The 26,757-nt window shown below is 36.4% G+C and carries 30 protein-coding genes, 1 riboswitch and 1 other annotated feature (1 of these 32 running past the window's edge); of the genes, 18 read left to right on the top strand and 12 right to left on the bottom strand.

Annotation, left to right across the window (positions count from 1 at the left end):
* Positions 1-50: 50 nt before the first annotated feature.
* Positions 51-971 carry a Nif3-like dinuclear metal center hexameric protein gene (locus G9F74_RS15320; protein ID WP_016109243.1) on the bottom strand — a complete coding sequence of 307 codons (921 nt, stop codon included), beginning with the start codon at positions 969-971 and terminating at the stop codon, positions 51-53.
* A 332-nt stretch (positions 972-1,303) separates the two neighbouring features.
* On the opposite strand from G9F74_RS15320, the gene G9F74_RS15315 reads away from it, so the two are divergent.
* Entirely contained in the window at positions 1,304-1,627 is a 324-nt protein-coding gene (locus G9F74_RS15315; protein ID WP_000289564.1) for an iron-sulfur cluster biosynthesis family protein, read from the top strand.
* A gap of 221 nt (positions 1,628-1,848) precedes the next feature.
* Positions 1,849-2,754, top strand: coding sequence for a DMT family transporter (locus tag G9F74_RS15310; protein WP_001255426.1), 906 nt, complete (start codon positions 1,849-1,851; stop codon positions 2,752-2,754).
* Between the two features lie 28 nt (positions 2,755-2,782).
* Here the strand turns inward: G9F74_RS15310 and G9F74_RS15305 are convergent, their stop codons facing one another.
* Positions 2,783-3,004 carry a hypothetical protein gene (locus tag G9F74_RS15305; RefSeq protein WP_000639048.1) on the bottom strand — a complete coding sequence of 74 codons (222 nt, stop codon included), beginning with the start codon at positions 3,002-3,004 and terminating at the stop codon, positions 2,783-2,785.
* Positions 3,005-3,295: 291 nt separating this feature from the next.
* On the opposite strand from G9F74_RS15305, the gene G9F74_RS15300 reads away from it, so the two are divergent.
* On the top strand, positions 3,296-3,679 hold the full coding sequence (locus tag G9F74_RS15300; protein ID WP_000624935.1) for an ATP synthase subunit I: 384 nt from the start codon (positions 3,296-3,298) through the stop codon (positions 3,677-3,679).
* Between the two features lie 427 nt (positions 3,680-4,106).
* Here the strand turns inward: G9F74_RS15300 and pckA are convergent, their stop codons facing one another.
* Positions 4,107-5,693: a phosphoenolpyruvate carboxykinase (ATP) gene (gene pckA, locus G9F74_RS15295; RefSeq protein ID WP_000108810.1), complete on the bottom strand. Its 1,587-nt coding sequence runs from the start codon at positions 5,691-5,693 to the stop codon at positions 4,107-4,109.
* Between the two features lie 228 nt (positions 5,694-5,921).
* Positions 5,922-6,043, top strand: a riboswitch (SAM riboswitch).
* Between the two features lie 169 nt (positions 6,044-6,212).
* Between pckA and metK the strand changes: the two genes are divergently transcribed.
* A complete protein-coding gene (metK, locus tag G9F74_RS15290; protein WP_000163114.1) occupies positions 6,213-7,412 on the top strand; it encodes a methionine adenosyltransferase in 1,200 nt (399 codons plus the stop codon).
* 41 nt (positions 7,413-7,453) lie between these two features.
* Here the strand turns inward: metK and G9F74_RS15285 are convergent, their stop codons facing one another.
* Complete coding sequence (locus G9F74_RS15285) at positions 7,454-7,633, bottom strand: hypothetical protein (RefSeq protein WP_016109242.1); 180 nt, start codon at positions 7,631-7,633, stop codon at positions 7,454-7,456.
* A gap of 6 nt (positions 7,634-7,639) precedes the next feature.
* On the bottom strand, positions 7,640-7,819 hold the full coding sequence (locus tag G9F74_RS15280; protein ID WP_000424805.1) for a hypothetical protein: 180 nt from the start codon (positions 7,817-7,819) through the stop codon (positions 7,640-7,642).
* A 252-nt stretch (positions 7,820-8,071) separates the two neighbouring features.
* On the opposite strand from G9F74_RS15280, the gene G9F74_RS15275 reads away from it, so the two are divergent.
* Together G9F74_RS15275 and G9F74_RS15270 are read left to right on the top strand one after the other, a co-directional pair.
* Positions 8,072-8,581 (top strand): MogA/MoaB family molybdenum cofactor biosynthesis protein, encoded by a 510-nt coding sequence (locus tag G9F74_RS15275; protein WP_016109241.1) that lies wholly within the window; start codon positions 8,072-8,074, stop codon positions 8,579-8,581.
* Positions 8,578-9,180 carry a molybdenum cofactor guanylyltransferase gene (locus G9F74_RS15270; protein WP_000049466.1) on the top strand — a complete coding sequence of 201 codons (603 nt, stop codon included), beginning with the start codon at positions 8,578-8,580 and terminating at the stop codon, positions 9,178-9,180. The genes G9F74_RS15275 and G9F74_RS15270 overlap by 4 nt, the downstream gene beginning before the upstream one ends.
* Before the next feature lie 280 nt (positions 9,181-9,460).
* Here G9F74_RS15270 and G9F74_RS15265 read toward each other — a convergent pair whose 3' ends face one another.
* The 3 genes from G9F74_RS15265 to G9F74_RS15255 form a co-directional block, all read right to left on the bottom strand.
* Positions 9,461-10,603 carry a glycosyltransferase family 4 protein gene (locus G9F74_RS15265; RefSeq protein ID WP_016109240.1) on the bottom strand — a complete coding sequence of 381 codons (1,143 nt, stop codon included), beginning with the start codon at positions 10,601-10,603 and terminating at the stop codon, positions 9,461-9,463.
* A 12-nt stretch (positions 10,604-10,615) separates the two neighbouring features.
* Positions 10,616-11,149, bottom strand: a complete 534-nt coding sequence (locus tag G9F74_RS15260; RefSeq protein WP_016109239.1) for a phosphatase PAP2 family protein — start codon at positions 11,147-11,149, stop codon at positions 10,616-10,618.
* 211 nt (positions 11,150-11,360) lie between these two features.
* Positions 11,361-11,873, bottom strand: a complete 513-nt coding sequence (locus G9F74_RS15255; protein WP_000640192.1) for a gamma carbonic anhydrase — start codon at positions 11,871-11,873, stop codon at positions 11,361-11,363.
* A gap of 74 nt (positions 11,874-11,947) precedes the next feature.
* Here G9F74_RS15255 and G9F74_RS15250 point away from each other — a divergent pair, with 74 nt between their 5' ends.
* Complete coding sequence (locus G9F74_RS15250; RefSeq protein WP_016109238.1) at positions 11,948-12,751, top strand: alpha/beta hydrolase; 804 nt, start codon at positions 11,948-11,950, stop codon at positions 12,749-12,751.
* 37 nt (positions 12,752-12,788) lie between these two features.
* Positions 12,789-13,853, top strand: a complete 1,065-nt coding sequence (locus G9F74_RS15245) for a tetraprenyl-beta-curcumene synthase family protein (RefSeq protein WP_016109237.1) — start codon at positions 12,789-12,791, stop codon at positions 13,851-13,853.
* Positions 13,854-13,890: 37 nt separating this feature from the next.
* On the opposite strand, the gene G9F74_RS15240 is transcribed toward G9F74_RS15245, so the two are convergent.
* From G9F74_RS15240 to mnmL, 4 genes are all read right to left on the bottom strand, one after another.
* Positions 13,891-15,192: a PepSY-associated TM helix domain-containing protein gene (locus G9F74_RS15240; RefSeq protein WP_000867831.1), complete on the bottom strand. Its 1,302-nt coding sequence runs from the start codon at positions 15,190-15,192 to the stop codon at positions 13,891-13,893.
* Positions 15,193-15,347: 155 nt separating this feature from the next.
* Positions 15,348-16,022 carry an aspartate/glutamate racemase family protein gene (locus G9F74_RS15235; protein ID WP_016109236.1) on the bottom strand — a complete coding sequence of 225 codons (675 nt, stop codon included), beginning with the start codon at positions 16,020-16,022 and terminating at the stop codon, positions 15,348-15,350.
* 278 nt (positions 16,023-16,300) lie between these two features.
* Positions 16,301-16,873, bottom strand: a complete 573-nt coding sequence (mnmM, locus tag G9F74_RS15230; RefSeq protein ID WP_000764466.1) for a tRNA 5-(aminomethyl)-2-thiouridylate-methyltransferase MnmM — start codon at positions 16,871-16,873, stop codon at positions 16,301-16,303.
* Positions 16,870-17,829 carry a tRNA modification radical SAM protein MnmL/YtqA gene (mnmL, locus tag G9F74_RS15225; protein WP_000868008.1) on the bottom strand — a complete coding sequence of 320 codons (960 nt, stop codon included), beginning with the start codon at positions 17,827-17,829 and terminating at the stop codon, positions 16,870-16,872. The genes mnmM and mnmL overlap by 4 nt, the downstream gene beginning before the upstream one ends.
* Positions 17,830-17,944: 115 nt before the next feature.
* Here mnmL and G9F74_RS15220 point away from each other — a divergent pair, with 115 nt between their 5' ends.
* From G9F74_RS15220 to G9F74_RS15175, 10 genes are all read left to right on the top strand, one after another.
* On the top strand, positions 17,945-18,208 hold the full coding sequence (locus G9F74_RS15220; protein WP_000840865.1) for a YtzC family protein: 264 nt from the start codon (positions 17,945-17,947) through the stop codon (positions 18,206-18,208).
* A gap of 15 nt (positions 18,209-18,223) precedes the next feature.
* Complete coding sequence (locus G9F74_RS15215) at positions 18,224-18,373, top strand: hypothetical protein (protein WP_001129345.1); 150 nt, start codon at positions 18,224-18,226, stop codon at positions 18,371-18,373.
* A 136-nt stretch (positions 18,374-18,509) separates the two neighbouring features.
* Positions 18,510-19,532: a DUF418 domain-containing protein gene (locus tag G9F74_RS15210; RefSeq protein ID WP_016109235.1), complete on the top strand. Its 1,023-nt coding sequence runs from the start codon at positions 18,510-18,512 to the stop codon at positions 19,530-19,532.
* Positions 19,533-19,763: 231 nt separating this feature from the next.
* Complete coding sequence (locus G9F74_RS15205; protein ID WP_000165849.1) at positions 19,764-20,525, top strand: ABC transporter ATP-binding protein; 762 nt, start codon at positions 19,764-19,766, stop codon at positions 20,523-20,525.
* A gap of 16 nt (positions 20,526-20,541) precedes the next feature.
* Positions 20,542-22,401, top strand: coding sequence for an FtsX-like permease family protein (locus G9F74_RS15200; protein ID WP_000897747.1), 1,860 nt, complete (start codon positions 20,542-20,544; stop codon positions 22,399-22,401).
* A 156-nt stretch (positions 22,402-22,557) separates the two neighbouring features.
* Positions 22,558-22,746 (top strand): hypothetical protein, encoded by a 189-nt coding sequence (locus tag G9F74_RS15195; protein ID WP_001168330.1) that lies wholly within the window; start codon positions 22,558-22,560, stop codon positions 22,744-22,746.
* Between the two features lie 112 nt (positions 22,747-22,858).
* The gene (locus G9F74_RS15190; protein ID WP_000454203.1) at positions 22,859-23,425 is read left to right on the top strand and encodes a tyrosine-type recombinase/integrase; all 567 of its coding nucleotides are present in this window, start codon (positions 22,859-22,861) and stop codon (positions 23,423-23,425) included.
* A 34-nt stretch (positions 23,426-23,459) separates the two neighbouring features.
* Entirely contained in the window at positions 23,460-23,957 is a 498-nt protein-coding gene (locus G9F74_RS15185) for a cation:proton antiporter regulatory subunit (protein WP_001026058.1), read from the top strand.
* 3 nt (positions 23,958-23,960) lie between these two features.
* Positions 23,961-25,184 carry a cation:proton antiporter gene (locus G9F74_RS15180; protein ID WP_000380436.1) on the top strand — a complete coding sequence of 408 codons (1,224 nt, stop codon included), beginning with the start codon at positions 23,961-23,963 and terminating at the stop codon, positions 25,182-25,184.
* A gap of 239 nt (positions 25,185-25,423) precedes the next feature.
* Positions 25,424-26,617, top strand: a complete 1,194-nt coding sequence (locus G9F74_RS15175; RefSeq protein WP_001137542.1) for an MDR family MFS transporter — start codon at positions 25,424-25,426, stop codon at positions 26,615-26,617.
* A 51-nt stretch (positions 26,618-26,668) separates the two neighbouring features.
* Positions 26,669-26,757, top strand: a binding site (T-box leader); it runs 130 nt beyond the window's last position.

The raw sequence follows: 26,757 nt of genomic DNA, 5'->3' as shown, positions 1-26,757 counted from the left end.
TAAAAAATAAATTGATGTGTGTACCCATCTTCACTAATTAAAGTGTCCTTTTATAACCACCATTTCTCCTGCGGAATTAAAGTAATATCCAAACGAAAGTTCTCTTTAAACCAATCATATATCAATGTCTCTTTCACTAAGTATTCAGAGGCAGAGTGCGACACACCGATGAGTGACATATTCGTTGTTTTTACATAATCCATAATGAGCGAGTATTTATGTCTACCGTAATCATTGTCGATATGGCAATGGATTTCTCCTGCAATATATGCTTCAGCACCTTTTTCTTCTGCTTCGTTCATTAAAGATACGACATCGCCACATCCAGCGATAATTGCAATTTTTTTAATGGAATCGTGTTGTTTACCTCCGAAGTCTGTGTAAGGAATGTGGAAGAGTTTTTTTAGACGTTTTTGGAGTGCTTCTGTTGATGTTTCATCTATTTCACAAATGAGACCGACTGGCTCGCTTTCTGGACCACCGTAAGCAAATCCGTCAATTACACTGGCTTGGAGTGCTTTTGCGATTGAAATGCTTGTTCCATACGTTTGATGAAAATCCATTGGTCCGTGACATGTATATATAGAAAGTTGTTTTTCTTTTATCGCCTGCAAATATTTTTCTGGAATGGGAATAAAACCACGGCCTGATTTTCCAAGCGGATCACCGCACTCCATTACAAGTGGATGATGCATAAAGAGTAAATCACCAGGTGTCGATTGTGAAATGAAGGCTTCAAGAACGTCATCTGTAGGGAATACAGCTAAAAATACTTTGTTTACATTTTCAGCCCCTCGTATCATAAGACCGTTAAATAGCTCTACAAAAGTTGCTTCAAAAAATTGTTGCCATGGAAATTGGATAGAATCATATACAGCAGGGATAAAGCGACTAAAGGCAATGTCTTTTCCGTATTTTTCGATTTGGAATATATGATTGAGTGATTGTTCTATTTCTTTTAAAGCTGGCATGTTGTGTTATCCTCCTTAAACTAATTCTTACTCTATTAGTTATTTTTATTGTTCATGGCAAAATAAGAAGCGGATAGGAAACAAATAAAACCTAGAATCCAACCAATAGAAGGAGAATAGGGAAGTATATGTTGTAATATCATTCCGCTAGAAATAAAAAAGCTACCTAATAGGCCTAATAAAATAGGATATCGCTTTAGTTGAGACATCAGTGATAGAACCTCCTTTATCACATACATTGTATATTAGTCTTAATTTTCTGTATACAAAGTTTTAGAAAAATAGTGGTACAATATATGAATGATATGAGAAGAAAGGATGAACATTAACAGATGTACGTTACTGTAACAGAAGCAGCATATAAAAAAATTATGGATACGATTCCAAATGAAGCGAAATATATAAAATTATTTTACGATAATGAAGGTTGCGGTTGTGTTATGAGCGGAATCATTGATTTAGTAGCTGTAGCTGAAAAAGATGAGCGTGATGTAGATATTGAATCAAGTACACTTAGCTTTATCGCCGATCGTACAAAGCTTGTATTTATGGATGATAAGTTAACGGTTGATTGGCATGAAGGTGGAGGAACTCTTCAGTTAAAAAGCCCGAGCCAGTTTTATAATCCAAATATGAAGTTACATGTTCGAGTATAATAAAGAAAAGACGGTTCCAATATGTTTTTGGAATCGTCTTTTTTATTGCATAAGGTGTTATTATTGCCGTTTTTTGTTGATAAGTCGATATACTTAAAAATCGCCGATATAATTTCATGTGTCAAAGTAAAGCTCTTGATACAATAAAAAGATTTTTTCACATAATGAAATGTACACATGATTGAATTTTCTGTATAATTTTCTTTGCGGAGGGGATACGCATGAGAAGATGGGGAATTGAGTTATTAATTTTAAGTGTGGTTATGATTTGGGGTATTAACTATACCATTGCAAAATATGGGCTTGTAGAATTTACAGCAATTGAGTTTACTGCTATTCGGATGATGGCGGCGGCACCGTTACTGTTATTGCTTACATTCTTTATTGAAAAGTCGCTTTATGTGGAGCGAAAAGATATACCAAGATTAATCGTTGTTAGTTTTGTAGGTATTGTACTATATCAAACGTTATTTATGGAAACTGTTAAATATACATCCGCTACAAATGCCTCTTTACTCATTTCTATTTCACCTATTTTTACAACTTTATTTGCGGTTTTTTTGAAACAAGAAAAGTTTTCTTCTCGGAAGTTAATTGGTTCTATGATTGCCTTTGTGGGTGCAGCATTAGTTTTAGTAGCGGGGCATTCACTCGCTAGTTCTTTTTACGGGAATGGAATTGGAATGATTACATCAATATGCTGGGGGCTTTATCCTGTTTTAGCAGGGCCATTAATTAAAAAATATTCAGCACTACGTGTTACTGCATGGTCGGCATTAGTTGGAGCAATTCCGCTTTTATTATTAAGTGGTCCACATGTATTTGTCATGCCGTTTCACATTACAAAAGGGATGACACTATTTGCTTTACTATATTCTATTTTCTTTGTAACAGTATTTGGTTTAGTAATGTGGTATATCGGTGTTCAAAAAATTGGGGCATCCCATACGATGGTATATATGTATATTACACCGATTGTAGCGGTTTTATTTGCAGCTATATGGGCAAATGAATCTATTTCATTACAACAAATGATCGGTGGGATAATCATTTTCTTTGGTCTATGGTTTGTAAAATTGGAGAAAGTAAAAGTTCATACTACCGTACAGGAACCTATATCAAAATAGGAAAACAGATCACTTATGATCTGCTTTCCTATTTTTTTATTTTTGGTAAGAAGACGAGAAATAAGATAGCAGTAATAAGTGGAATTAAGTTTAAAAATGGAATACGGAAGAGTGTGATAAGAATAATACCTGGAAGGAGAACACCGAGGACAGCGTAGAAAATACTATGATTTTTCGTGTACCAATATAGCGAAAGTCCAATAAGTGCAGGTACAATGAGATGAATGAGAGCCATTAAAAAATAAATCATTAGACGCCCCCTTTATTTGTGTATTTATTACATCATATCCGTATGTTCATAGATTGATATCACTTTTTTCATAAATGGACGAAAAATGTTTGGAAAAACGTCACAAATTATAAGAATATGATGTTCGAAATCTTGTATAATATTATTTTCTGAAAACATTTAAACAACATAAACATTGGGTTTATGTTGTTTTTAATTTGAGTGAAGAGAATTTTAAGTAGTATGAACTCGAAAGAAATGAGTTATACAGCTTTTGTTGGATAGATTAAAACTACTGAAGAGGGGTACAGCATGATTAGTATGTCATTAAGATCGTTTAAAATTCAATCGTATTATTTACTAGGTATTCTGCTATTAGGCTGGATGTTAACGCCGTTTTCAGCGCATTTTCTAGGTGCAGGAATTGGACTTATCGTAAGTATGTATTGTGTTTGGCTTTTAGGGAGACGAATTGAGAAGCTTGGAGATAGCATTGTAAAGAAAACGAAAGCACCGACGCTCGGTATGTTTAACCGTTTTGCCGCTGCTATTTTGGGTGCTATTATTATGTACGAAATTGAGCACCATATGGTGATGTGGGCTTTTGCAGTAGGGATTATGGGCGGTTATTTCTTAATTGTTGTTAATTTAGGCTACTATAGCATGAAAGATGAGAAAGAATTAACGAAGAGATAAAAAGATAAAAGCTGCTCTTTAGATGGGATAGAGGATCCAGCGGTGGCTAGAAGCGGTTAGAGCCTTTTTTAGTTCCAGGCAGTGTGAGACCAGAAGGATGTAGTAAGTAGGAAAAAAGTTTGTGTGTTTGAATCTGTGATTTATATGTGTGAAAATTTAAGTATATGAATTGTAGATTGTGGTTGGGAATTTTTTAGATGGAATAGAGAATCCGGCGATGGTTAGAAGCGGTTAGAGCCTTTTTTAGCTCCGTACTTGTATAAAAAATAGATAGAAAGAAGCTTACGTAAAAACGTAAGCTTCTTTTTTATGTAAGTGTGTGTAACCGTTAAGCCGCATTGGGTTTTGTCGGTGAGTACGCGAAACTTTTCGGTTACACGACACTTATTCATATGAGTAAAGGGTTATTCCAACAGAAAGTTTTAACTTAAGCGATTGGACCGCCTAAGTTAATAATAGCTTCAGAAACGCTGTCGAACTTTTTGAAGTTCTCTTTGAATTCGTTTGCAAGTTCAATTGCTTTTGTTTTGTAAGCAGCTTTATCAGCCCAAGTTTGTTCAGGCATTAATACTTCGTCAGGTACACCTGGTACGTGAAGAGGTACTTCAAGACCGAAGATGTCATGTTTAGCAGTTTCAGCTTTTGCAAGTTCACCGCTTAGTGCTGCTTGAATCATTGCGCGAGTGTAACCTAAGTTCATACGCTTACCAACACCGTATTCGCCACCAGTCCAGCCAGTGTTTACTAAGAATACTTTCGCATCGTGTTTCTCAATTTTTTCACCAAGCATTTCAGCATAGCGAGATGCATCAAGTGGTAAGAATGGTGAACCGAAGCAAGTTGAGAATGTAGCTTGCGGAGATGTAACGCCGCGCTCTGTTCCTGCTAGTTTACTAGTGTAACCACTTAAGAAATGGTACATAGCTTGTTCTTTTGATAACTTACTGATTGGAGGCAATACGCCAGATGCATCAGCAGTTAAGAAAATGATTGTATTTGGATGTCCTGCAACACTTGGCAGCACGATATTGTCAATCGCATGCATAGGGTAGGCAGCACGTGTATTTTCTGTTAAAGTAGTATCGTTATAGTCAGCGATGCGTGTTTGATCATTAATGACAACGTTTTCTAAAACAGATCCAAATTTGATTGCATCAAAGATTTGTGGTTCTTTCTCATGAGAAAGGTTTACACATTTCGCATAGCAACCGCCTTCAATATTGAATACACCGTTATCAGACCAACCATGCTCATCATCACCGATTAATTTACGGTTTGGATCAGCAGATAAAGTTGTTTTACCTGTTCCAGATAAACCGAAGAATAGTGCTACGTCACCTTCTTCACCTACGTTTGCAGAGCAATGCATAGAAAGAATATCTTGTTCAGGTAGTAAGAAGTTCATAATAGAGAAGATTGATTTTTTCATTTCTCCAGCGTATTCTGTACCACCGATTAGTACGATACGTTTTTCGAATGAAACCATGATGAATGCTTCAGAGTTTGTACCGTCAATTACTGGATCTGCTTTAAAGTTCGGTGCAGAAACAATTGTAAACTCTGATTCATGAGTTGTTAATTCTTCTTCAGTTGGACGAATAAATAATTGATGTACAAATAGATTGTGCCATGCATATTCGTTAATAACTTGAATTGGTAGGCGATAGTTGCGATCAGCGCCTGCAAATCCTTTGAAGACGAATAACTCTTCTTTTTCTTTTAAGTATTCTAAAACTTTAGTATATAATTTATTAAAATGTTCTTCAGAAATCGGTTGGTTCACAGCTCCCCAAGCAATTTTGTCAGCAACCGATGCTTCTTTCACAATAAATTTATCTTTAGGAGAACGTCCTGTGTATTTTCCTGTTGAAGCAGAAACTGCACCAGTAGAAGTTAATTTCCCTTCATTTCGCATTAATACTTTTTCCACTAATTGCGGAACACTTAGTTGAATCTGTGCATTGCTTCCGTTCAATAATTCATGTAAACCGATTTGGACATTCACAGTACTCATATTTATATACCATCCTTTTCATTTAATGAAATATTTCTCGTAATCCCCATCAAGAGTATAACACAATTATATAAATAATGTATACTATTTATTTATTTTTGTTTGTGTGAATGTATTATTTCCTTATTAATATTTCATTCCAGGCGTATTGAGAAAAACTTTCAGGAAAATGTGAATATTAATTGACAAATGAATATCATTTCTTTAGTATAGGTTGGGACGGATACTCTCTTATCCCGAGCTGGCGGAGGGACAGGCCCGATGAAGCCCAGCAACCTCACTTGTAGTGGTAAATACATGTGAATAGGTGCTAAAACCTGTGCGAGGCTAATGGTCTCGAACGATAAGAGCAAAGGGCAAAAAGCAGTATGCAAGTAGCAAATTAAACCTTTCCTCTATGTTAAGTAGGAAAGGTTTTTCTGTATGCTTGTGTGGGAGAATAAATGTATGTCGCAGTTTGTGGCAAATTAAGGATGAGTTCCGTACAATATATACAATTACTGTAGGGAGGTTTACCACATGACAAAAAAACGTCATCTGTTCACATCTGAGTCTGTAACTGAAGGACATCCAGATAAAATTTGTGACCAAATTTCTGATTCAATTTTAGATGCGATCTTATCAAAAGACGCAAATGCACGTGTAGCTTGTGAAACAACTGTAACAACTGGTTTAGTATTGGTAGCGGGGGAAATTACGACTTCTACTTACGTAGACATTCCAAAAATCGTTCGTGAAACAATTCAAGGCATTGGTTACACACGCGCAAAATACGGATTCGATGCAGAAACTTGTGCAGTTTTAACATCTATCGATGAGCAATCTGCTGACATCGCTATGGGTGTTGACCAAGCGCTAGAAGCACGCGAAGGTCAAATGACTGACGCTGAGATTGAGGCAATTGGTGCAGGAGACCAAGGTTTAATGTTTGGTTTTGCATGTAATGAAACACAAGAATTAATGCCACTTCCAATCTCGCTTGCTCACAAATTAGCTCGCCGTTTAACTGAAGTACGTAAAGATGACACATTATCATACTTACGTCCGGATGGAAAAACGCAAGTTACAATTGAGTATGATGAAAATGGTAAACCTGTACGTGTAGATACAATTGTAATTTCTACACAGCATCATCCAGATGTTACATGGGAAGAAATCGATCGCGATTTAAAAGAGCATGTAATTAAAGCTGTAGTTCCAGCAGAATTAATGGATGGAGAAACGAAATTCTTCATTAACCCAACTGGCCGCTTCGTAATTGGTGGACCTCAAGGTGATGCTGGTTTAACAGGACGTAAAATCATCGTTGATACTTACGGTGGATACGCTCGCCACGGTGGCGGTGCATTCTCTGGTAAAGATGCAACGAAAGTTGACCGTTCTGCAGCATATGCAGCTCGTTATGTTGCGAAAAATATCGTAGCAGCTGGCCTTGCTGACAAAGCAGAAGTACAACTTGCATACGCAATTGGCGTAGCACAACCAGTATCAATTTCAGTTGATACATTTGGCACTGGTAAAGTATCTGAAGACGTACTAGTAGAACTAGTTCGTAACAACTTCGATCTTCGCCCAGCTGGTATTATTAAAATGCTAGACTTACGTCGCCCAATTTACAAACAAACAGCAGCTTACGGTCACTTTGGACGTACTGATGTAGATCTTTCATGGGAACGTACAGACAAAGCAGCTACTTTAAAAGAGCAAGCTGGTCTATAATATATGAAAAAAAGCTTTGCGCAGTGAGCGCAAAGCTTTTTTTATTTCGTTTTACTTACAATTTGAATGCATGATTTACAATACACTTCTCCGTCTAGCTCAATATATTTTTTCATATTAGTCATACCACTTGCTGGAAATGGCATATGAATCCATGATTTTTCATATGTTTGTATTTCTTTTTCACATGATTTACAAATGGTCCGTTTCTTATGTAACATATGCAATCAACCTTTCATTTGACGTGCTTTACCCGCGCAAAAGGCACTGCTTAGTAAAAATAGCGTTGCGAATATAATACTTACTAATGTGGCGTATGGAATTGCTCCTTTTAGAGAAAAACCGACAGTGATGGAAGCAACGAATAAGAGGATGAATGTTGTTGTTAATTTTTTGTATAGTTCCATAATAGGTAGACCTCCGATTTATTTGGTAGTGCAATTTTAAAAACTGAATTCTACTACGTAGAAAATATAAGAAAAGTTAAAGGTTAGCTAATGATGTGAAGTCTAGGGGGATAAGAAAGAATGTTTTTCATTTTCCTTTTTGTGGATTACTATACTTATATTGTATCATGATGCATCATCGGCTTCATACATAATTGTGTAAAGATATGTATGATAAAATGAAGAAAAGTCTTTAAGAAAGGAAGAGTAAAAATGAGTGTCAATGAACATAAAAAACAAGCGCCAAAAGAAGTGCGTTGCAAGATTGTAACAATTTCCGATACACGTACGGAAGAGACAGATAAGAGCGGACAACTATTACATGAATTGTTAAAAGAAGCAGGCCATACAGTGACTTCTTATGAAATTGTAAAAGATGATCAAGAAAGTATTCAGCAAGCAGTGTTAGCTGGTTATCATAAGGAAGATGTTGATGTTGTATTAACAAATGGTGGTACAGGTATTACGAAACGTGATGTCACAATTGAAACTGTATCAGCTTTATTAGATAAAGAAATTGTCGGATTTGGTGAGTTGTTCCGCATGATTAGTTATTTAGAAGATATCGGAAGTAGTGCAATGTTAAGTAGAGCGATTGGTGGCACAATTGGGCGAAAAGTTGTCTTTTCAATGCCAGGATCTAGCGGAGCAGTTCGCCTTGCGATGAATAAGTTGATTTTACCGGAGTTAGGTCATATTACATTCGAGCTGCATCGCCAATGAGTAAATGGGCTGGAATTGTATTAGCGGGCGGTATGTCGAGTAGGTTTGGTGAGCCGAAAGCGTTAGCGAGCTGGCAAGGGAGTACTTTTATTGAGCATATTTTGAAAGTGATGACAAGGACGCTCCAAGAGGTTGTAGTCATTAGTCATTCTGATATAAAAGAGCGAGTGGAGCAATTCGTACAAGTTCCTGTTATAGAAGATATTCCGCACTATAAAGGAAACGGTCCACTTGCTGGAATTGTATCAGGAATGGAATATATAGAAGCAGATTGGTACGCTATTATGCCTTGCGATGCGCCAAATGTTTCGCATGAGTGGTTTACTATTTTATTAGAGCAAACGAACAATGAATATGATGCGGTTGTACCTATTATTAATGGAAGAAAACAACCGTTACTTGCAGCGTATCATAACCGTGTGAAAGAAAAGATTTATACTTTACTTCAAGAAGAAAAAAGAAGTATGGGGCAGCTTTTATTACAATGTAATGTGAAATATGTTGCCGGAGAAGATATACAAGCAAATGCAGAATGGTTTATAAATGTAAATACGAAAGAAGAATATGCGCAAGCTCAAAAAAACCTTTCAAATGAATGAAAAGTTTTTTGATATACAGAATTGGGGAACAATTGCTGTATAAAGGTATGTGAGTAAGCTGATTTTAAGGGGAATTCTTAAAATCACTATACAGTAAAAATACTGTATAACCATATATTAATTTTTATGGGTTTTTATTACAAGTCTGTTTAGTTATGTTTATTTTTGTTATAATGAATATAGAAATAAAGTGATATTTAACCTTATGTATCATTTATTAAACTAAAATTTGTGTTCGTGTAATAAACTCCCTTCATTTTTTTGAAGGGAGTTTTTGTGTTTAAGCGAGTAATTCTGATGTGGTGTGCTGAAGGACTTCTTCATATTGATTAAGTAAGCCACGAAAAATCTCATCCCAGCTTTTGGATTTCGCATAAGACGAAGCTGCTATTCCCATCTGTATAAGTTTTTCTTTATTTTGTAATAAAGAATAAATGGATGATAGAAATGCATCCGCATCTTTTGGTGAACAAAGAACTCCCGTTTTTCCATCTGTAATAATATTTTTAACTCCGCCACTATTTGCACCAATGACAGGGGTACCACATGCAAGTGATTCGAGTACGACATTTCCAAACGTTTCAGTAGCTGATGGAAATACCATTATGTTAGAACAAGCATATGCTTCAGCTAAATCTTCACCTTGTAAATAGCCAGTAAAAGTGACATTTGTTTTCGAGACAGCTTCACATAAGTTTGCTGCTAGAGGACCATCTCCGGCGATGAGCCAATGAATGTCGTTTCGAGTATGCGCGGATTTAACGATAAGGTCTTGCAACGTATCAATATCTTTTTCAGGAGCAATCCGTCCAACATAGGAAAGGACATACTTCGCTGTAATATTATATTTTTTTCGGAATAGGTCTGTATTATAAGCTGGATGAAAGAGTGTGCAATCTACACCACGTCCCCAAATAGAGAGGGACTGAAACCCTTTATTTTTTAGTTGATGTAATGTTTCAGAGGAAGGAACAAAATTCTTTTGCATATGACTATGAAACCATTTTAAATAGTTCCAAAGCATATTAGAGAGGAATTCGATTTTGTAATAGCGTAAATAGGCATCGAAATCAGTATGATAAGAACCGACAACTGGAATGTTTAACTTTTTTGCATAATACAATCCACAAAGTCCCATGTTGAAAGGTGTAGCAATGTGAATCATATCAGGTTTAAAGGTAAGAAGTTCCCGTTTAATGCGCGGAGTAGGAAAAGAAAAGCGGCATTCTGGATATAATATTGTTAACGGGATACTTCTCATTTTGTTCACATTTGCTACGAAATTATCTTCAGCGGTATGCTGAGGGGCGAAAACAGAATAGGCAATCTTTTCTTTTTGAAAGTAACGTGTTAATCGCTCTAATGTTTTCGCAACCCCATTGATTTGTGGTGTAAAAGTATCGGTAAATATGGCGACTCTCATCATATCGCTCCTTTACGTGAAGAGTGGGATGCATTGATAAAAAGAGATGATGCCAGAGCAAGTGCCGAGGCACATACCGACGAATACGTCTGACGGATAGTGAAGCCCTAAATAAATGCGAGAAATCCCGACGCATAATGCTAGCGGTAATAGAAAAACAAGTAAGCTTGGATTATAGCAAATAAATGGAATGAACACAGAGAAAACAGCCGTTGTATGACCAGACGGGAAAGAGTGGTCTTTTAATGGATGGACTGGATATTTTGCATCCTGAATTGCTAAATAAGGACGTTTTCGCGGATACCATCTTTTTAATATTTGCACAGGAATATGGCTAATTGCTAAAGAAATAGCAGTTGCAATTGCAGCTTGATGCAAAGTCCCTTTTGCGAAAATTAAAAAGAAAAGTGTGAGTGCAATGGAGAAAGTGGCACCACCAATATGAGTAATATTGCTGAAAAAGATATTTAATGTTTTTTGATCAAAGTAGCGATTAATTTCTTTGAAAATGTAACATTCTATTTTATATAATCCACTGACCTTCATGAAAATTATCCTCCCTCATCTACATATATATGGAGATATTTGCTTCTATTTTAATAAGATTTTGTTGAGGGAATAATAATGTTTTGTAAAGAAAAAGTTAGTTTTTATAAAGTGAAACTTTAATCAGTGGGGATTCTGTTCATCCACCACTGATTATTAGCCTTCACCAATCGGGATGAAAAAAGCTGCCAATCTTATGGCAGCAGGAAAATTATTTTTGTAATGATTTATAGTATTGACCTTTTTCAACGTATTGTGTGCGAATTCGTTCCATGTCTTTACGGTCTTCTTCTGTTAATTCACGAATGACTTTCGCTGGGCGACCGAACGCTAACGTATTTGGTGGAATTTTCTTCCCTTGTGAAACGAGACTCCCAGCACCGATAAAGGCTCCTTCACCAATTTCAGCACCATCTAATATAATAGATCCCATTCCAATTAAAGCATCTTTTTTAATGTGACAGCTATGTAAAATGACTTGATGTCCAACTGTAACGTCATCTTCTAAAATAAGAGGATACTGAGGGCTTTGGTGGAGTGTACATTGATCTTGTACATTTACCCGGTCTCCAATTATAGTCGGTGATACGTCACCTCGGATGACTGTATTAAACCAAATACTTGCTTCTTCACCAATGGAAACATCGCCTGTAATCGTAACATAGTCAGCGATAAAAGCACTACTCGAAATTTTTGGTTTTTTTTCTTTATAAGGATATATCATGTAAAGCCTTCCTTTCCTAGAGACTAGTTTTAGTGTATCAAATTATGAAAAAGAGTGAAATGGAGGAGGTCTGTATGTGGAATTATGAAGCGGAGGAAGCGAAAGCTGTAGTCGTTATTGTACACGGCGCAATGGAATATCACGGACGCTACGAAGCGGTCGCGGAAATGTGGAATCATATCGGCTACCACGTCGTGATGGGAGACCTTCCGTCACATGGAACGACTTCGAGAAATAGAGGACATATTGATTCATTTGATGAATACATAGAAGAAGTTAAATTATGGGTGAAAGAAGCTAGAAAATACCGGGTACCTATTTTTCTATTCGGTCATAGTATGGGCGGTCTTATCGTGATTCGTATGATGCAAGAAACGAAGAGAGAAGATATAGATGGTATCATTTTAAGTTCGCCATGTTTAGGCGTATTAGCTGCACCTGCTGCTCCGCTTCGAGCGGCTTCAAAAATATTAAATGTTGTTGCACCAAAATTGCAATTTGCAACGAATCTTACAGTGGAAATGTCGACACGTAATCATGAAGTGAGAGATGCGATGGAGAATGATTCATTGTTCTTGCGCAAAGTATCAGTACGTTGGTATAGTGAATTAATTAAGTCTATTGAAATGGCCCATAAGAAAATAAACGATTTTCCAGATGTTCCGCTCTTGCTAATGCAAGCATGTGAGGATAAACTTGTAGATAAAACACGTGTCCGCATGTGGTTTGATAATGTTAAAATAAGTGATAAGGGATATAAAGAATGGCCTAATTGTTATCATGAATTATTAAATGAGTATGAGCGTGATGAAATTTTGAATTATATTCAGTCATTTACTGAAATACGTATCAATAACATAATAGAAACAAATAAGTAAATTATTTGTACAATGAATAGAGGAGATGAAGGAAGAAGTGAACGTACCGAGTAATCCCATAACGCTCATGGCGAAAGTATACCGTGATGTGTTTCCGGTTGTACACCATGAGCTAGCGATGTGGAAAGAGCGTGCCTACCATATTCCGAATGATGAGCTTCATAGTCAGGCAATCGCAAGTATTGAGCATAAAACGTTTCATTGCGAGGGCGGTGGCATTTTAGCGCTATTAGCAAATGGACACCGAGAGGAATGTATTCGTTTTATCGTAGCGTATCAAACGATTAGCGACTATTTAGATAATTTATGTGATCGCAGTACATCACTTGATCCGAACGATTTTGCCGCGCTGCATGAATCCATGTTAATGGCATTATCACCTGAAGTAGAAGGTGGCGGTAATTATTATCGTTATCGTGATGATCAAGATGATGGTGGTTATTTAGATGAACTTGTTGAAACGTGCCAAGATGTTTTAAAGAAAACGAAGCACTATGACAAAATTGCTCCTGTTCTTCATGAACTAGCTTGTTATTATTGTGATTTGCAAATTCATAAACACGTGAAGTTAGAAGAAAGAGAGCCGCGCCTGAAAACTTGGTTTGAAGCACATAAAGAAAACTTACCTGAGATGAGCTGGTTTGAATTTTCAGCATGTGCCGGTTCTACACTTGGAATTTTCTGTCTTGTAGCATATGCATTTCATGATGAATTACATGATGAAGATATTGCGAAAATTAGACAAGGGTACTTCCCTTACGTACAAGGACTTCATATCTTACTTGATTATTTCATTGATCAAGAAGAAGACCGTATAGGCGGAGATTTGAATTTCTGTAGTTATTACGAAAATGAGCAAGCGATATTAGATCGCATGAAACATTTTGTAGAAGAAGCAGAGAACAGCATTGGTGATTTGCCTCATGCGAAGTTTCATCGTCTTATTAGCCGAGGGTTACTTGGTATTTATTTATCAGACCAAAAAGTATCAGCACAAAAGAATATGCACAAAATGGCACGGCGCATTGTAAAATACGGAGGGCTTACTTCACGATTCTTCTATTGGAACGGGAAGTTGTACCGAAAGAAAATGGCGCAGTGATGAAGAAAACCACTCTATATGAGTGGTTTTCTTTTCATTATAATCGTATTTTTGAAAATACATATATAAGAAGTTCAATCGCAAAAATAACTAAAACAGACAGTCCGAATAAAGGCATGACAGCGCCTAGTATAACCATCATGATAAAGAAAACGAGTACGCTTTTCTTATCTCTTTGCTTTGGCGGTGCTGCTAATTTTCCTTTCGGCTTTCTTGCTAACCACATTTTTATTCCGTAATAAATGAGAAGTAATAAAGAAAATGTCGTTAGTAAGCATAATATTTTATTTGGCCATCCGAATAAATGTCCTTCGTGAAGCGGGATGCCGTAAGTGAACCATTGTGCAAGTAATCCATAATCACGATAGTCCGTTTTTGAAATGAGTTCCCCGCTATATTGATCAAAGTAAGCTGTTATCTCTTCATTTGGTGCAACATGCATACCTGTAATACCAGAACCGCTCGATTTCGAAACAGTGAATACACCTTTCGGATCAGCTGGTAGTGAGATAACATATGGCTTTTTTATTTCAATTTCTTTTTGTAATTCATCGACAGAAATTGCTTTCGGTTCATTTGAATTCGATTCAGGCGGAGCTTCTTTTCTTGTTGCCCACGGCAATTCTTTTACCTTCGATTCAGGTGGTGCCATATACAATTTGGGATATCCGATCGATTCATTCGACGCTGCGATTTTATAAATTTGGTTGCCCATAAATCCTGACCACGGCAATCCAGATGCGACTAGCAGAAAGAGAGGAATTGTAAATATAATACCGATAATAGAATGACGTCTTTTTGCTTTTTCTCGCTTATTGGATGATGGTGTGTTTTTGAATTGGCGTATACTCATGTACAATCCGGTTACGATTAAAAAGATTGTCCAGCATGCCGCAAGTTCTACAGTATAGTTGACGACAGTGCCACCAACTAAAAGAGAACTATGTAATTCCCTCATGATATTGGCAAACGTTTCACTTGCATTTTGATCCCCAACAATTTGATTATTGCTGTCTAAATACACATATTTTTGTTGCCCAGTATATTCATTCGCAATAGTAAGCCTCGTATTATAATCCCCATTAAACTCACTAATTTTCGCCACGCTATAATGTGGATATTTTTTCTCTGTTAAGGAAATAGAATCAGACATCGAAATAGACTCTGTTTGGGCGCTCTTCCCAAAATACAAATCTTTATAGATGAAATCCTCAACCTCTTCCCGAAATAAATACCCAATTCCGCTCAGTGACAAAGTAATAAGAAGTGGCGTAATAAAAAGACCAGCATAAAAATGCCAACGCCAAAAAATGTAATGAAGCGAACGATTTACTTTCATACTTTCAGTTCCCCTAACCTTCCCTATATGAATAACTACTTATTTAATATAGCGAGATTAAGTGTGGATACTTTGAAAGAATTGTGAAGAAAGTTAAAAGTTTTGGGGGTTTTTAGCAAACAAAAAACACATTTTAAAAGGGCTGTTTTCTATGTTTATGAAGATCTCTTAGTATTTGATAGATACATCCTAACAACCGCCTCAGCAAGACATTGAGCAGAATCCACAAAATCCTCACTCGCCACAACATTCAAATCAGTACATGCGATAATAGCAGTATCTATTTCATCTTTTAATTGTAAAACGAGTGCGCTCCATAATTTGCGGGCTTCTTCAACTTCTCCGCTTTTAATACAAGTAATAATTTGATTAATCATCTCCTGCCATTTTTCATTATGGAGGTATTCTATATTACGTTTTGCAATCCCGTCTTGGTAAATTCCAGCTTGAACAGTCGCTTCTGTTGCGAGAAGAGCGACTCTTTTTACAGTTTCAGGAATTGCTCGTAACGTCTCATCGACTATATTCAAAATTGGAATAGAAAGAGAATGCTGTAATTCTTCAAAATAAAGATGCGCTGTATTGCACGGCATAGCAATAAAGTCTACACCAGCACTTTCGAGTTTTTGTGCTCCTTCAATAATCGCTTTTTTCATCGCTTCGTGATCGATAGGACGATCCATGTAAAACGGTGTTGGGCAAGAATAAATCATCATATGAGGAAAGTCCATATCATGTTTTGCTCCATATATTGTTTGGCACTCTGCTACAACTGTATCGACGAATGGCCCAGTTGATTTTGGCCCCATTCCTGCTAGTATTCCAATCATTTTTTCGTCTCCTTTAACATTGTATATATCCATTATATAGGAGAATAACAAAAAGACGTGCAGTGAGTGCACGTCTTTTTTTGTTATGTTTTGTCGAACAATCGATATATCCAAGAAATCGTTGATATATTGTAAGTTATGATAGATATATCGAAAAAATCGTTGATATATCCCGAGTTATGATAGATATAATTGAAAAATCGTTGATATAATTACCCCGTTAATGCTCGATTGGTGAGGGCATTAACGGGGGATGCCCCACTGATTAAAGTTTCACTTTATCGCTTCTCAATCGCCACAATAAATGGCGGGTTATTTTGCTGGTTAATGAAGCCGTATCGCAAAACGTGAGCTTGTTTTTGGTCGAGTTCTTCTGCAAATTTAAGTACAGCGTCGCGTTCTACTTGTCCTTCTGGATGTCCGTGGTAAATGACAAGGACGATGATACCTTCAGGTGCCATTACTTCTAATAATTGTTCAATCGCCGAAATCGTTGAGTTCGGCTTTGTAACGATATGTTTGTCTCCGCCTGGAAGGTAACCTAAGTTGAAGATTGCGCCTGTTACTTTTCCTTTTGCATCTTCTGGTAATACGGATACAAGTGTATCGTGACTATCGTGAACTAAAACAGTACGTTCGAAAAGTTTTTTTTCTTTTAGACGGATAGTAGAACTTTCAATTGCTTCTTTTTGAATATCAAATCCAAATACTTTTCCGTTATCTCCAACAATTTCAGCTAGGAAGCAAGCATCATGACCATTTCCGAGTGTTGCATCTACAGCGTAATCGCCTTCTTTAACAGCCGTTTGCAGCAGCGAGCGAGCAAACGGTAATACACGTTCTAATTTCATTTTTGTTTCTCCTCATTTGCATATTTTCCTTGCCAGCTTCCGCGGCGTACAAATTCTGCATCGATGGAATTTAATACTTCCCATTTATTTAAGCTCCACATTGGGCCAATCATTAAATCAGGTGGACCGTCACCTGTGATACGGTGCACAATTACGTCTTCTGGAATCATTTCAAGTTGGTCAACAACGAGACTTACGTAATCTTCAAGAGAAAGAAACTCCAATTGTCCTTTTTCATATTGCTTCACCATTGGCGTTCCTTTTAATAAATGAAGCAAATGAATTTTAATTCCTTGTACGTCAAGCTTCGCTACTTCACGAGCTGTTTCCATCATCATGTCGTAATCTTCAAGTGGAAGACCATTAATAATATGAGAGCAAACTCTAATGCCGTGCTTACGTAATTTATTTACACCTGCAACGTAAGACGGATAATCGTGGGCGCGGTTAATAAGATTGGCAGTACGTTCATGGACAGTTTGTAGTCCAAGCTCAACCCAAAGATAAGTGCGTTTATTTAAGTCTGCTAAATATGCAACGACATCGTCCGGTAAACAATCTGGACGAGTTGCGATAGAAAGACCGACAACGTCTTTTTCTGCTAGAAGCGGTTCAAATTTTTCTTTTAACACTTCAAGTGGAGCATGTGTATTTGTGTACGCCTGGAAATAAGCGATACATTTTCCGTCTTTCCACTTTGCGTGCATTTTTTCTTTCATTTCATGATATTGCGTTATAACATCATCGCGGCGATCGCCAGCGAAGTCACCAGATCCAGCGGCACTGCAAAATGTACAGCCACCATAAGCAACTGTACCGTCACGGTTCGGGCAATCGAAGCCAGCATCTAATGAAACTTTAAAGATTTTTTCACCAAATTCATTTCGTAAATGGTAATTCCATGTATGATAACGTTTATTGTCGTTTGTATATGGAAAAGGGTTTTGAACCTTCATTACTTTCCCTCCTAAGACGAGTCAAAATGAAACAAATAAAATCCATTATAACATACTCATAAGGTTCAGATGGAAGGGACACACTAAAGGGGAATTGAAGCAAGGAGGGACAATTATGGCAGAGCGTCAATCACTTGAATCGTATATTACACAGGCGGAACAAGCGGTGGAATATGCGAAAGAGCAATTAGATCTTGGTATGAGACAAGAGCATTACAATACGATGGAGTATTCAGATGCACAGTTACAATTAGAACAAGCATATAACGATTTACAAACGATGCAACAACATGCGAATGATGAGCAACGTGAGCAGTTAAATAGAGCACGTATGGCAATTCGCCAATTGCAACACCAAATGATTATTACACCGCACTAATAAGGAGTGAATGTAATGGCGAAACGTTCAGATCAAAATAACCCAGAGCAAAAAACACAAAATGGACATAACGCTGAGTTTTCGAATGAGCTTGATCCAGTTGTGCAAGTGAAACAGCGCAACAGTAAAAAAGGACAACCTCAAAGATCGAAGCAATCAGAGTAGACCAGGTCGCAATATGACCTGGTTTTATTTTATTATATTACAATAATGTAAGATTCCTGTAAGGTTAACCGATAGTTACGATTGTCCTTTTCCAGTAGAGTAAGGAAGGATTAAATTTTATACAAGGAGTTGCTTTATGGGGAACAATATTACAAACAAACGAATTGATGAGTTAGATTACATTCGTGGTTTCGCACTACTGGGGATTATTTTAGTAAATATTCTTGCACTACTTAATATTAAAATTCCAGACCCTAATACAGTGGATGCAAGTTATCAAAGGTTTCTATACTTATTTGTAGAAGGTCGTTTCTTCTCAATCTTCTCATTCTTATTTGGAGTAGGATTCTATATCTTTATAACGAGAGCAATTGCGAAAGGGAAGAATGGATATGTTCTATTTCTACGCCGAGTAGTTGCACTATTTATTTTCGGTTTGATTCATTACATGTTTCAGCCAGGAGAGGCATTAACGTTATATGCAATTTGCGGGTTAATCGTTTTACCATTTTATAAAGCGAAAAAAGAAGTGAATTTAGTAATTGGTCTTATTCTTACAATAGCTTTTAGTATTATGGCTTTTAAGGAACTATTACCATTAGGATTAATTTTATTAGGCCTTGCTGCAGGGCAGTATAAAGTATTTGAAAACCTTTCAGCGAAAATTAAACAAGTCGCTATTTTTACAGGCATTATGTTTGTATTAAGTGTTGCAGCGTTATGGTATCAATATGGGCACGTTCCTGCTGAGCCATTCGTAAATATGATAATCATGAATGAAGATGGAACAATAGATGCTACAGGTCAATTCTTAAAAATTGGTGTTACAGTCGGACCGATTATTTCAGCTTTCTATGTCGGAGCATTAATTTTATTACTTCAGCTAAAACCAGTTCAAACATTGTTAGCACCACTGAAATACTACGGTCGTATGGCGTTAACAAATTATATTGGACAAACTGCAATGATCTTAATTGCAGGTAGTGTATTTAACTTTGTAGGAAACTTAACATACATGCAGACGTTATATGTTTGTATCGCAATTTATGCAATTCAAATTGTTTTTAGTGTAATTTGGATGAAAATCTTTAAAATGGGTCCACTAGAATGGATTTGGCGTGTTATTACGTATTGGACGGTAACACCTTTAAAGAAATAAAGAGAGAAGTCGGCTGTTCCTTTTGTGGAACAGCCTATTTTTATTGTTATCTTTTGTCGGTAAGTCGATATATTTTGAAAATCACTGATAAAAATTCATTTACGAACGAACCTTACACACGCCCGTTTTTTATATTACAAAAGTGTAAGGTAAATGTAATGTTAACAAATAGCAGTTCCCCTCCAAAAAGCGCAAAATAGGTAATGGAAAAACAAGCATAGGAGGATATATATGACGAAACCAGTTGTAGACGTGAAAAACGTTCAAAAAGTGTACGGTAAAAAAGGTGAGAACCAATCACACGCGTTAAAAGGTGTATCATTCTCAATTCAAGAGGGTGAGTTTGTAGGAATTATGGGACCATCTGGTTCTGGTAAAACGACATTATTAAATGTAATTTCAACGTTAGATAAAGCAACAGGCGGCGTTGTTGAAATTGCGGGTACGGATATTACAAAAATGAAGCAAGGTGAGCTTTCAGATTTCCGTTCACAAAAGTTAGGATTCATCTTCCAAGACTTTAACTTATTAGAGAACTTATCTATTTACGAAAACATTGCACTTCCACTTTCACTTCAAGGTGTTTCATCACGTAACATTGGACCGAAAGTAGAAAAAGTAGCAGATATGTTAGGAATCACAGAAATACTTCAAAAGTATCCATCTGAAGTATCTGGTGGACAAAAGCAACGTTCGGCAGCAGCGCGCGCTTTAGTACATGAGCCAGCAATTATTTTAGGGGACGAGCCAACAGGAGCGCTTGATTCTAAAAATGCAGCGAGTTTACTTGATGCGATGACAAACTTAAATGAAGATCAAGGTGTATCTATTATGATGGTTACACATGATCCGTATAGTGCAAGTTACTGTCAGCGTATTTTATTCATTCAAGATGGTGAGCTATATAAAGAAATTCACCGTGGTGGTACACGTGAAGAGTTTTATAAAGAAATTTTAGATGTGCTTGCAGACTTAGGCACACAAAAAGCGTAGGAAAGGAGACTTTGGCATGTTATTCAAACTTTCCATGTCAGGGCTAAAAAGTAAGCTGAAAGATTATATCGTCTTACTGGTTGGTCTTGTCATGTCGATTTCAATTTTTTATATGTTCCAAACGTTAGCGTTAAACGAGGCCTTCCTTAAGGAAAATTCTACTATTGGTCAAATTGGATTTGTATTCCAAGCAGGTTCATTTTTACTAGCTATTATAACGTTCTTCTATATTTTGTATGCGAACTCTTTCTTACTATCTCTTCGTCAAAAAGAGTTTGGTATGTATATGATGTTAGGAGCAAAAAAACATAAAGTTACATTACTTATGTTTATTGAAACAATCGTATTAGGTGCTGCGTCTCTTGCGATTGGTATTATAGTTGGTGTAGGACTTGCAGAAGGTATCGGACAGTTATTAATGAAACAATTAGAATTTGCTGGTGAAGGCTATAAAGCATTTTATTTACCATCTATGACTGTTACTTGCATCTTCTTCTTTGCACTATTTGTATTATCAGCAATTATGAATAGTATTAAATTATCTCGTATTTCTGTATTACAACTTGTACATGCAGATGCACAAACAGAACGTGTTGCGGTAAAAGGGAAAATGACAGGTTTAGTTGCATTCCTTGCGGTTATTTTATTAGGTATTGGCTATGCATCAATGATTTATATGGAAAAACTAAGAGAAATGGGAATCATTATTGCATTAATTACAACAACAGCTGGTACTTACATGCTATTTGGATCGCTTCTTCCTGTTATTATTAAAAAGTTAAAAAGTAATAAAAAACGAAGCGAAAAAGGGCTTAACGCTTTTACTTTTGCACAATTAAACTTCCGTATTAATAGTTTAACGAAAGTGCTTGCGACAGTAGCAATGTTAGTTGCTCTTGGAGCGGGTGCAATTTCAGGTGGTATGGCGTTTAAAAATAATGTTATAAAAATGGTAGATGGTTTAGTAATATATGATTCAGTAGTTCATAACCCAACAGCTGAAGAAAAGAAAATTTTAGACGGTATTACATTTAAAGAGAAAAACGAATATCGTTACAAAGTAGATGATAAATACGTTTACTATATAAAAGAGGATTTAGAGAAAAATCGTCCTTTAGTAAAAGATATGGCAAACATGAAATCGATGAAAGATTTAGTGAATACGAAGAAAGCTTCAGAGGAACTACCAGTAGGTGCAGTTTCTAGAGACATGAATGAAACAGATGCGAACGCTAAAGAACTTCCAAAAGAATGGGTTGATGCTTTTAGTACAATCCATCCATATTATATATACGAAGATCATGCGATTAAAATTGTAGATCAAAAAATGTACGATGGGATAAATGGTAAAGAAGGTATAGCATTTATCGGAAAAGTAGATGATTTCTTAACATATACAAAAGAATGGAAAAAACTTGACGAGTTGCAGCTAGATAAATATAAAAATGTAACGGCTGAAAGAATGAACAGTAAATATCAAGCTTACGACATGTTCTACGGTTTTGCGAGTGGAACAGTGTTTATGGGCTTCTTCCTTGGCATTGCTTTCTTAGCGATGATGGCAAGTTGCTTAATGTTTAAAATTCTGTCTGGTGCATCAAAAGATATTACGCGTTATCAAATGCTTCGTAAAATCGGGGTGCGCCGTGAATTATTAACAAAATCTATTTATAAAGAGTTATTCTTAGTATTCTTATTCCCGGCAATTGTCGGTATTGCTCACGTATTAGTTGGTATGAATATTTTCGGATTTATTTTACTTGATCCGTACTTCCGTATTTGGGTACCAATTGTAATTTTCGTAGTTATTTATGCGATTTATTACTTCATTACAGTTCAATTGTATAAAGGAATTGTTCTTCCGAAAGAGGACTAATAACAAAAATACCGAGCGTAGGGTGCTCGGTATTTTTGTTATTTTCAGAAAAAATAACGAAAAACATTGATATGTTACTTAATTATGTTATAAAATATAATTAAGTAACATAAACTAAACATATAAAGTAGCAGGAAATGAAAGGAGGAATCCAACTTGCAGAAAGAAGATGGATCTTTATTTGAAGTTATAAGTATAGCGCTAAGGTCCAAAGAAGTTTTACTATTTTCATCTTTATTCCTCGTTATTTTTCTAACCGCAACGTATTTTTACAATAGTAAGTTTCCAAATCATAAATATCCAGAATTTTTAGGTGCATTAAAGTATATCGCTTCAATTGTATAGCGTAAAAAATTTAAAAGGAAATGGATAATACATGGAATTCCCATAGCATGATAAGGTAAAATGGACAACATGATGAGAAAATTACCGTTCATAAGATGAGGAGAATACATGTATGGAAGTTGTAGAGGCATTAAAAGATATAAGCCAAATTGAGGCTATGAAAAAATATTTGAAAGAGCATTCCCAGCGAGATTATCTTTTATTCGTTATTGGAATTAACACGGGTTTAAAAATTACTGAGCTCCTTAGTATGAAGTTTGAAGATGTATTAAATGAAGATGGAACTGCTAAAGAGTTTTATTCTCTTCCTGTGAAAGATGAAAAATTTAAACAAGATATTTATTTAAATACAAAAGTAAAGGAAGCGCTTTTAGCGTACGTACAATCTTTTGATGCTCAAAGAGAAAACTACGTATTTCAATCTAATAAAACGACAAATTCAATTACGCGTCAACAAGCTTATCGGGTGATTCATAATGCTGCGGAAGCAGTTGGAATTGTTGGGAAGATTGGAACGAATTCAATGAGAAAAACATTTGGGTTTCACGCGTACAAAAGAGGAATAGCGATTGCGCTACTGCAAAAACATTTCCATCACGCAACGCCATCAGAAACGCTCAAATATTTAGGTATTTCAAAAGATGAAAAGTTTAAAACGGAGATCGATGTAGATTTGTAAAAGCCGTAACTAAAAATTTTAGGAGGCGGAAAATATGAATATTAGAGAAAGTGAACTTCCGGGTATTGGTTGTAAGTTTGAAGTAATTACGAAAGGTAATGAAAAAATGGTTATCGTTATTCATGATGATGGAAGAAGAGAAATGTATCATTTTGATGTGGATCATGATGAGAGTATTTCAAGCATTTCTCTTCGCGATTCTGAAGCGAGACAAATTGCAGCTATATTAGGTGGAATGGTCTATAGGCCACAAGCGTTAGACACGATTGAGATGGCTTTTGAAGGATTATCAATTGAGTGGTTTAAAATAGAAAATAACGCACCAGTCGTACAAAAGACAATTGGTAGTTTACATGTTCGAAAAACATATAACGTAACAATCATTGCTATTTTGAAAAAGAATATGAAGAAATTTTTCAATCCAGGTCCAGATTCTATCATTGAGGCTGGTGATATGCTCGTATTATCGGGTGAAAGACATGAAGTGAAGAGAATTATTAATGAGTTGCTTTCAGCGGGAGGTGACTCATAATCGATGGATACTTTAGTCTTTGAAGTTGGAACTGCGTTAGTATTAGTAGCTTTTGCAACAATTCTCGCTGCAAAGTTAAAGTTTTCGATTATTCCGTTTCTCATTATACTTGGTATGCTAGTGGGGCCTCATGCCCCAGATTTAGGGCTTATCGATTTAAGGTTTATTGAAAGCGGAGAAGTAATTTCCTTCCTCGGCCGTGTTGGCGTCATATTCCTCCTATTCTATTTAGGCTTAGAATTCTCAATAAAAAAATTAATTAAATCAGGAAAGTCGATTGCTTTTGGGGGAACTGTTCATATATCGCTTAATTTTATATTAGGTTTGCTTTACGGATATATAATGGGTTTCCCCTTATTAGAAACATTAATTATTGCCGGAATCATAACAATTTCCTCGAGTGCAATTGTCGCAAAAGTAATTGTTGATTTAAGGCGATCTGGTAATAAAGAGACGGAGCTAATTTTAGGAATCATTATGTTTGATGATATCTTTTTAGCTGTATATTTGTCAGTTGTTTCAGGGTTAGTACTCGGAGGTGCAACGTCATTTATAGGTGCTCTTACATCTGTTTTAATCGCAGTAGGCTATATGTTATTGTTCTTTATAATCGCTCGAAAAGCTACGCCGTTCCTAAATAAAGTATTAGATATTTCGTCTAACGAAATTTTTATTATCGTAATATTCGCTATTTTATTCTTTGTGGCTGGTTTTTCAGAAACGATTCATGTTGCTGAGGCGATTGGAGCGTTATTATTAGGGCTTGTCTTTTCTGAAACAGAGCATAGTGATCGAATCGAGCATCTTGTCGTTCCGTTTCGTGATTTCTTTGGAGCTATATTCTTTTTCAGTTTCGGTTTAAGTATAGATCCATTTTCTCTTGGAGGAGCCGTGTGGTTGGCCTTAGGAGCAGTTTTCATTACTCTCATCGGTAATTTTATCGCTGGAATGGCTGCGGGACGTAAAGCAGGGTTATCACATAAGGCATCTACGAATATCGGATTAACGCTTGTATCACGCGGAGAGTTCTCCATTATTGTAGCCAATATCGGTATTGCGGGTGGCTTAATGGCAGCGATTAAACCGTTCTCTGCACTGTACGTTTTAATATTAGCATCGTTAGGTCCGTTATTAACGAAAGAGTCTGGGAGAATATACTCTCTATTAGATAAGATATTTAAATGGAGTGCTAAAGAACGTGCGAAGCGAGAAAAAGAAGTTGGATAGTTATAAAAAAGGGGAGACTGCATGAACTTCATGTAGCCTCCCCTTTCTTATATATTGTTACTGATGTCCTTTTTTGTCGGTAAGTCGATATATTTTTAAGTGGCAATCAATATAATTTCATTTACCAACATACCGTTATCTGAATTTCATCAACTATTAATCAGTTGCCTTCCTATTTAAAAACGACTACAATTTTACTGTTATATATGAACGAAAAAAATAGAATAGGAGGGGAGAATATGCCAAGGAAAGTATGGCTATTAGTAGCTGGGATGATTATTAATGTCACGGGTGCTTCTTTTTTATGGCCTTTTAATACAATTTATTTGCATGATCATCTAGGGAAATCTTTATCAGTGGCTGGAATGGTATTAATGATCAACTCGCTTACTGGTGTAATCGGAAACTTGCTCGGCGGTGTTTTATTTGATAAATGGGGCGGTTATAAATCAATTTTAGTAGGAATTGTCATTACACTCGTATCGATTTTAGGTCTTGTGTTCTTCCATGGTTGGCCGTTATATGTTGTATGGCTAGCATTAATTGGCTTTGGTTCTGGAATGGTCTTTCCATCGATGTATGCGATGGTTGGTACAGTTTGGCCAGAGGGCGGAAGACGAGCATTTAATGCGATGTATGTTGGACAAAACGTTGGTATTGCGATTGGAACAGCGTGCGGTGGCTTAGTTGCGTCGTATCGTTTTGATTATATTTTCTTAGCGAACTTTATTTTATACTTTGTTTTCTTCTTAATTGCTTTTATTGGATTCCGTGGTATGGAAGACAAAAAAGGGTCAGAGGTACAAAAAGAAGTCGAAACGAAAAAAGGGTGGTCACTTACACCGGGATTCAAAGCACTTCTTATTGTGTGTGTAGCATATGCTTTATGCTGGGTTACATACGTACAGTGGCAAGGGGCGATTGCAACACATATGCAAGAATTAAATATTAGCCTTCGTCACTATAGTTTATTATGGACGATAAACGGAGCGATGATCGTTTGTGCGCAGCCGCTCGTTAGTATGCTAATTCGCTGGATGAAGCGTTCTTTAAAACAACAAATTATGATTGGGATTTTCATTTTTGCGGCTTCATTCATTGTGTTAAGTCAAGCGCAGCAATTTACGATGTTCCTCGTTGCGATGGTAACATTAACGATTGGTGAGTTATTCGTATGGCCAGCGGTTCCGACCATTGCAAATATACTTGCGCCGAAAGATAAATTAGGATTTTATCAAGGGGTCGTAAATAGTGCGGCGACTGTAGGGAAAATGTTCGGACCAGTCGTCGGCGGAGCAATTGTTGATTTATACAATATGGAAGTATTGTTTATCGCGATCATGGTAATGCTTGTAGTAGCGCTTATAGCAACGAGCATTTATGACAAACGAGTAAAAGTAGAAGAAACAGTTGAAGAAAAAATTGCAGTTTAGTTTGACGGAACATGTAACATGTTTTAGAATATATTTAATTAACTCATATTTGTAATAACAGTGAAAAGGAGTAGTAGTAATAGAAGCGGGTTTAGAGAGTTGACGGTCGGTGCAAGTCAATCCACGTTTCGTTATGAACT

The sequence above is a fragment of the Bacillus sp. EKM202B genome (assembly GCF_011066025.1).
Lineage (GTDB): Bacteria > Bacillota > Bacilli > Bacillales > Bacillaceae_G > Bacillus_A > Bacillus_A toyonensis.
Note: the sequence above shows the minus strand (reverse complement) of the source record. Positions and strands in the feature narration are given on the sequence as shown.

Bases quoted from the DNA above. Each gene is read 5' to 3' on its own strand.
- G9F74_RS15320 (WP_016109243.1), bottom strand. From the start codon at position 971: ATGCCAGCTTTAAAAGAAATAGAACAATCACTCAATCATATATTCCAA.
- G9F74_RS15315 (WP_000289564.1), top strand. From the start codon at position 1,304: ATGTACGTTACTGTAACAGAAGCAGCATATAAAAAAATTATGGATACG.
- G9F74_RS15310 (WP_001255426.1), top strand. From the start codon at position 1,849: ATGAGAAGATGGGGAATTGAGTTATTAATTTTAAGTGTGGTTATGATT.
- G9F74_RS15305 (WP_000639048.1), bottom strand. From the start codon at position 3,004: ATGATTTATTTTTTAATGGCTCTCATTCATCTCATTGTACCTGCACTT.
- G9F74_RS15300 (WP_000624935.1), top strand. From the start codon at position 3,296: ATGATTAGTATGTCATTAAGATCGTTTAAAATTCAATCGTATTATTTA.
- pckA (WP_000108810.1), bottom strand. From the start codon at position 5,693: ATGAGTACTGTGAATGTCCAAATCGGTTTACATGAATTATTGAACGGA.
- metK (WP_000163114.1), top strand. From the start codon at position 6,213: ATGACAAAAAAACGTCATCTGTTCACATCTGAGTCTGTAACTGAAGGA.
- G9F74_RS15285 (WP_016109242.1), bottom strand. From the start codon at position 7,633: ATGTTACATAAGAAACGGACCATTTGTAAATCATGTGAAAAAGAAATA.
- G9F74_RS15280 (WP_000424805.1), bottom strand. From the start codon at position 7,819: ATGGAACTATACAAAAAATTAACAACAACATTCATCCTCTTATTCGTT.
- G9F74_RS15275 (WP_016109241.1), top strand. From the start codon at position 8,072: ATGAGTGTCAATGAACATAAAAAACAAGCGCCAAAAGAAGTGCGTTGC.
- G9F74_RS15270 (WP_000049466.1), top strand. From the start codon at position 8,578: ATGAGTAAATGGGCTGGAATTGTATTAGCGGGCGGTATGTCGAGTAGG.
- G9F74_RS15265 (WP_016109240.1), bottom strand. From the start codon at position 10,603: ATGAGAGTCGCCATATTTACCGATACTTTTACACCACAAATCAATGGG.
- G9F74_RS15260 (WP_016109239.1), bottom strand. From the start codon at position 11,149: ATGAAGGTCAGTGGATTATATAAAATAGAATGTTACATTTTCAAAGAA.
- G9F74_RS15255 (WP_000640192.1), bottom strand. From the start codon at position 11,873: ATGATATATCCTTATAAAGAAAAAAAACCAAAAATTTCGAGTAGTGCT.
- G9F74_RS15250 (WP_016109238.1), top strand. From the start codon at position 11,948: ATGTGGAATTATGAAGCGGAGGAAGCGAAAGCTGTAGTCGTTATTGTA.
- G9F74_RS15240 (WP_000867831.1), bottom strand. From the start codon at position 15,192: ATGAAAGTAAATCGTTCGCTTCATTACATTTTTTGGCGTTGGCATTTT.
- G9F74_RS15235 (WP_016109236.1), bottom strand. From the start codon at position 16,022: ATGATTGGAATACTAGCAGGAATGGGGCCAAAATCAACTGGGCCATTC.
- mnmM (WP_000764466.1), bottom strand. From the start codon at position 16,873: ATGAAATTAGAACGTGTATTACCGTTTGCTCGCTCGCTGCTGCAAACG.
- mnmL (WP_000868008.1), bottom strand. From the start codon at position 17,829: ATGAAGGTTCAAAACCCTTTTCCATATACAAACGACAATAAACGTTAT.
- G9F74_RS15220 (WP_000840865.1), top strand. From the start codon at position 17,945: ATGGCAGAGCGTCAATCACTTGAATCGTATATTACACAGGCGGAACAA.
- G9F74_RS15215 (WP_001129345.1), top strand. From the start codon at position 18,224: ATGGCGAAACGTTCAGATCAAAATAACCCAGAGCAAAAAACACAAAAT.
- G9F74_RS15210 (WP_016109235.1), top strand. From the start codon at position 18,510: ATGGGGAACAATATTACAAACAAACGAATTGATGAGTTAGATTACATT.
- G9F74_RS15205 (WP_000165849.1), top strand. From the start codon at position 19,764: ATGACGAAACCAGTTGTAGACGTGAAAAACGTTCAAAAAGTGTACGGT.
- G9F74_RS15200 (WP_000897747.1), top strand. From the start codon at position 20,542: ATGTTATTCAAACTTTCCATGTCAGGGCTAAAAAGTAAGCTGAAAGAT.
- G9F74_RS15190 (WP_000454203.1), top strand. From the start codon at position 22,859: ATGGAAGTTGTAGAGGCATTAAAAGATATAAGCCAAATTGAGGCTATG.
- G9F74_RS15185 (WP_001026058.1), top strand. From the start codon at position 23,460: ATGAATATTAGAGAAAGTGAACTTCCGGGTATTGGTTGTAAGTTTGAA.
- G9F74_RS15180 (WP_000380436.1), top strand. From the start codon at position 23,961: ATGGATACTTTAGTCTTTGAAGTTGGAACTGCGTTAGTATTAGTAGCT.
- G9F74_RS15175 (WP_001137542.1), top strand. From the start codon at position 25,424: ATGCCAAGGAAAGTATGGCTATTAGTAGCTGGGATGATTATTAATGTC.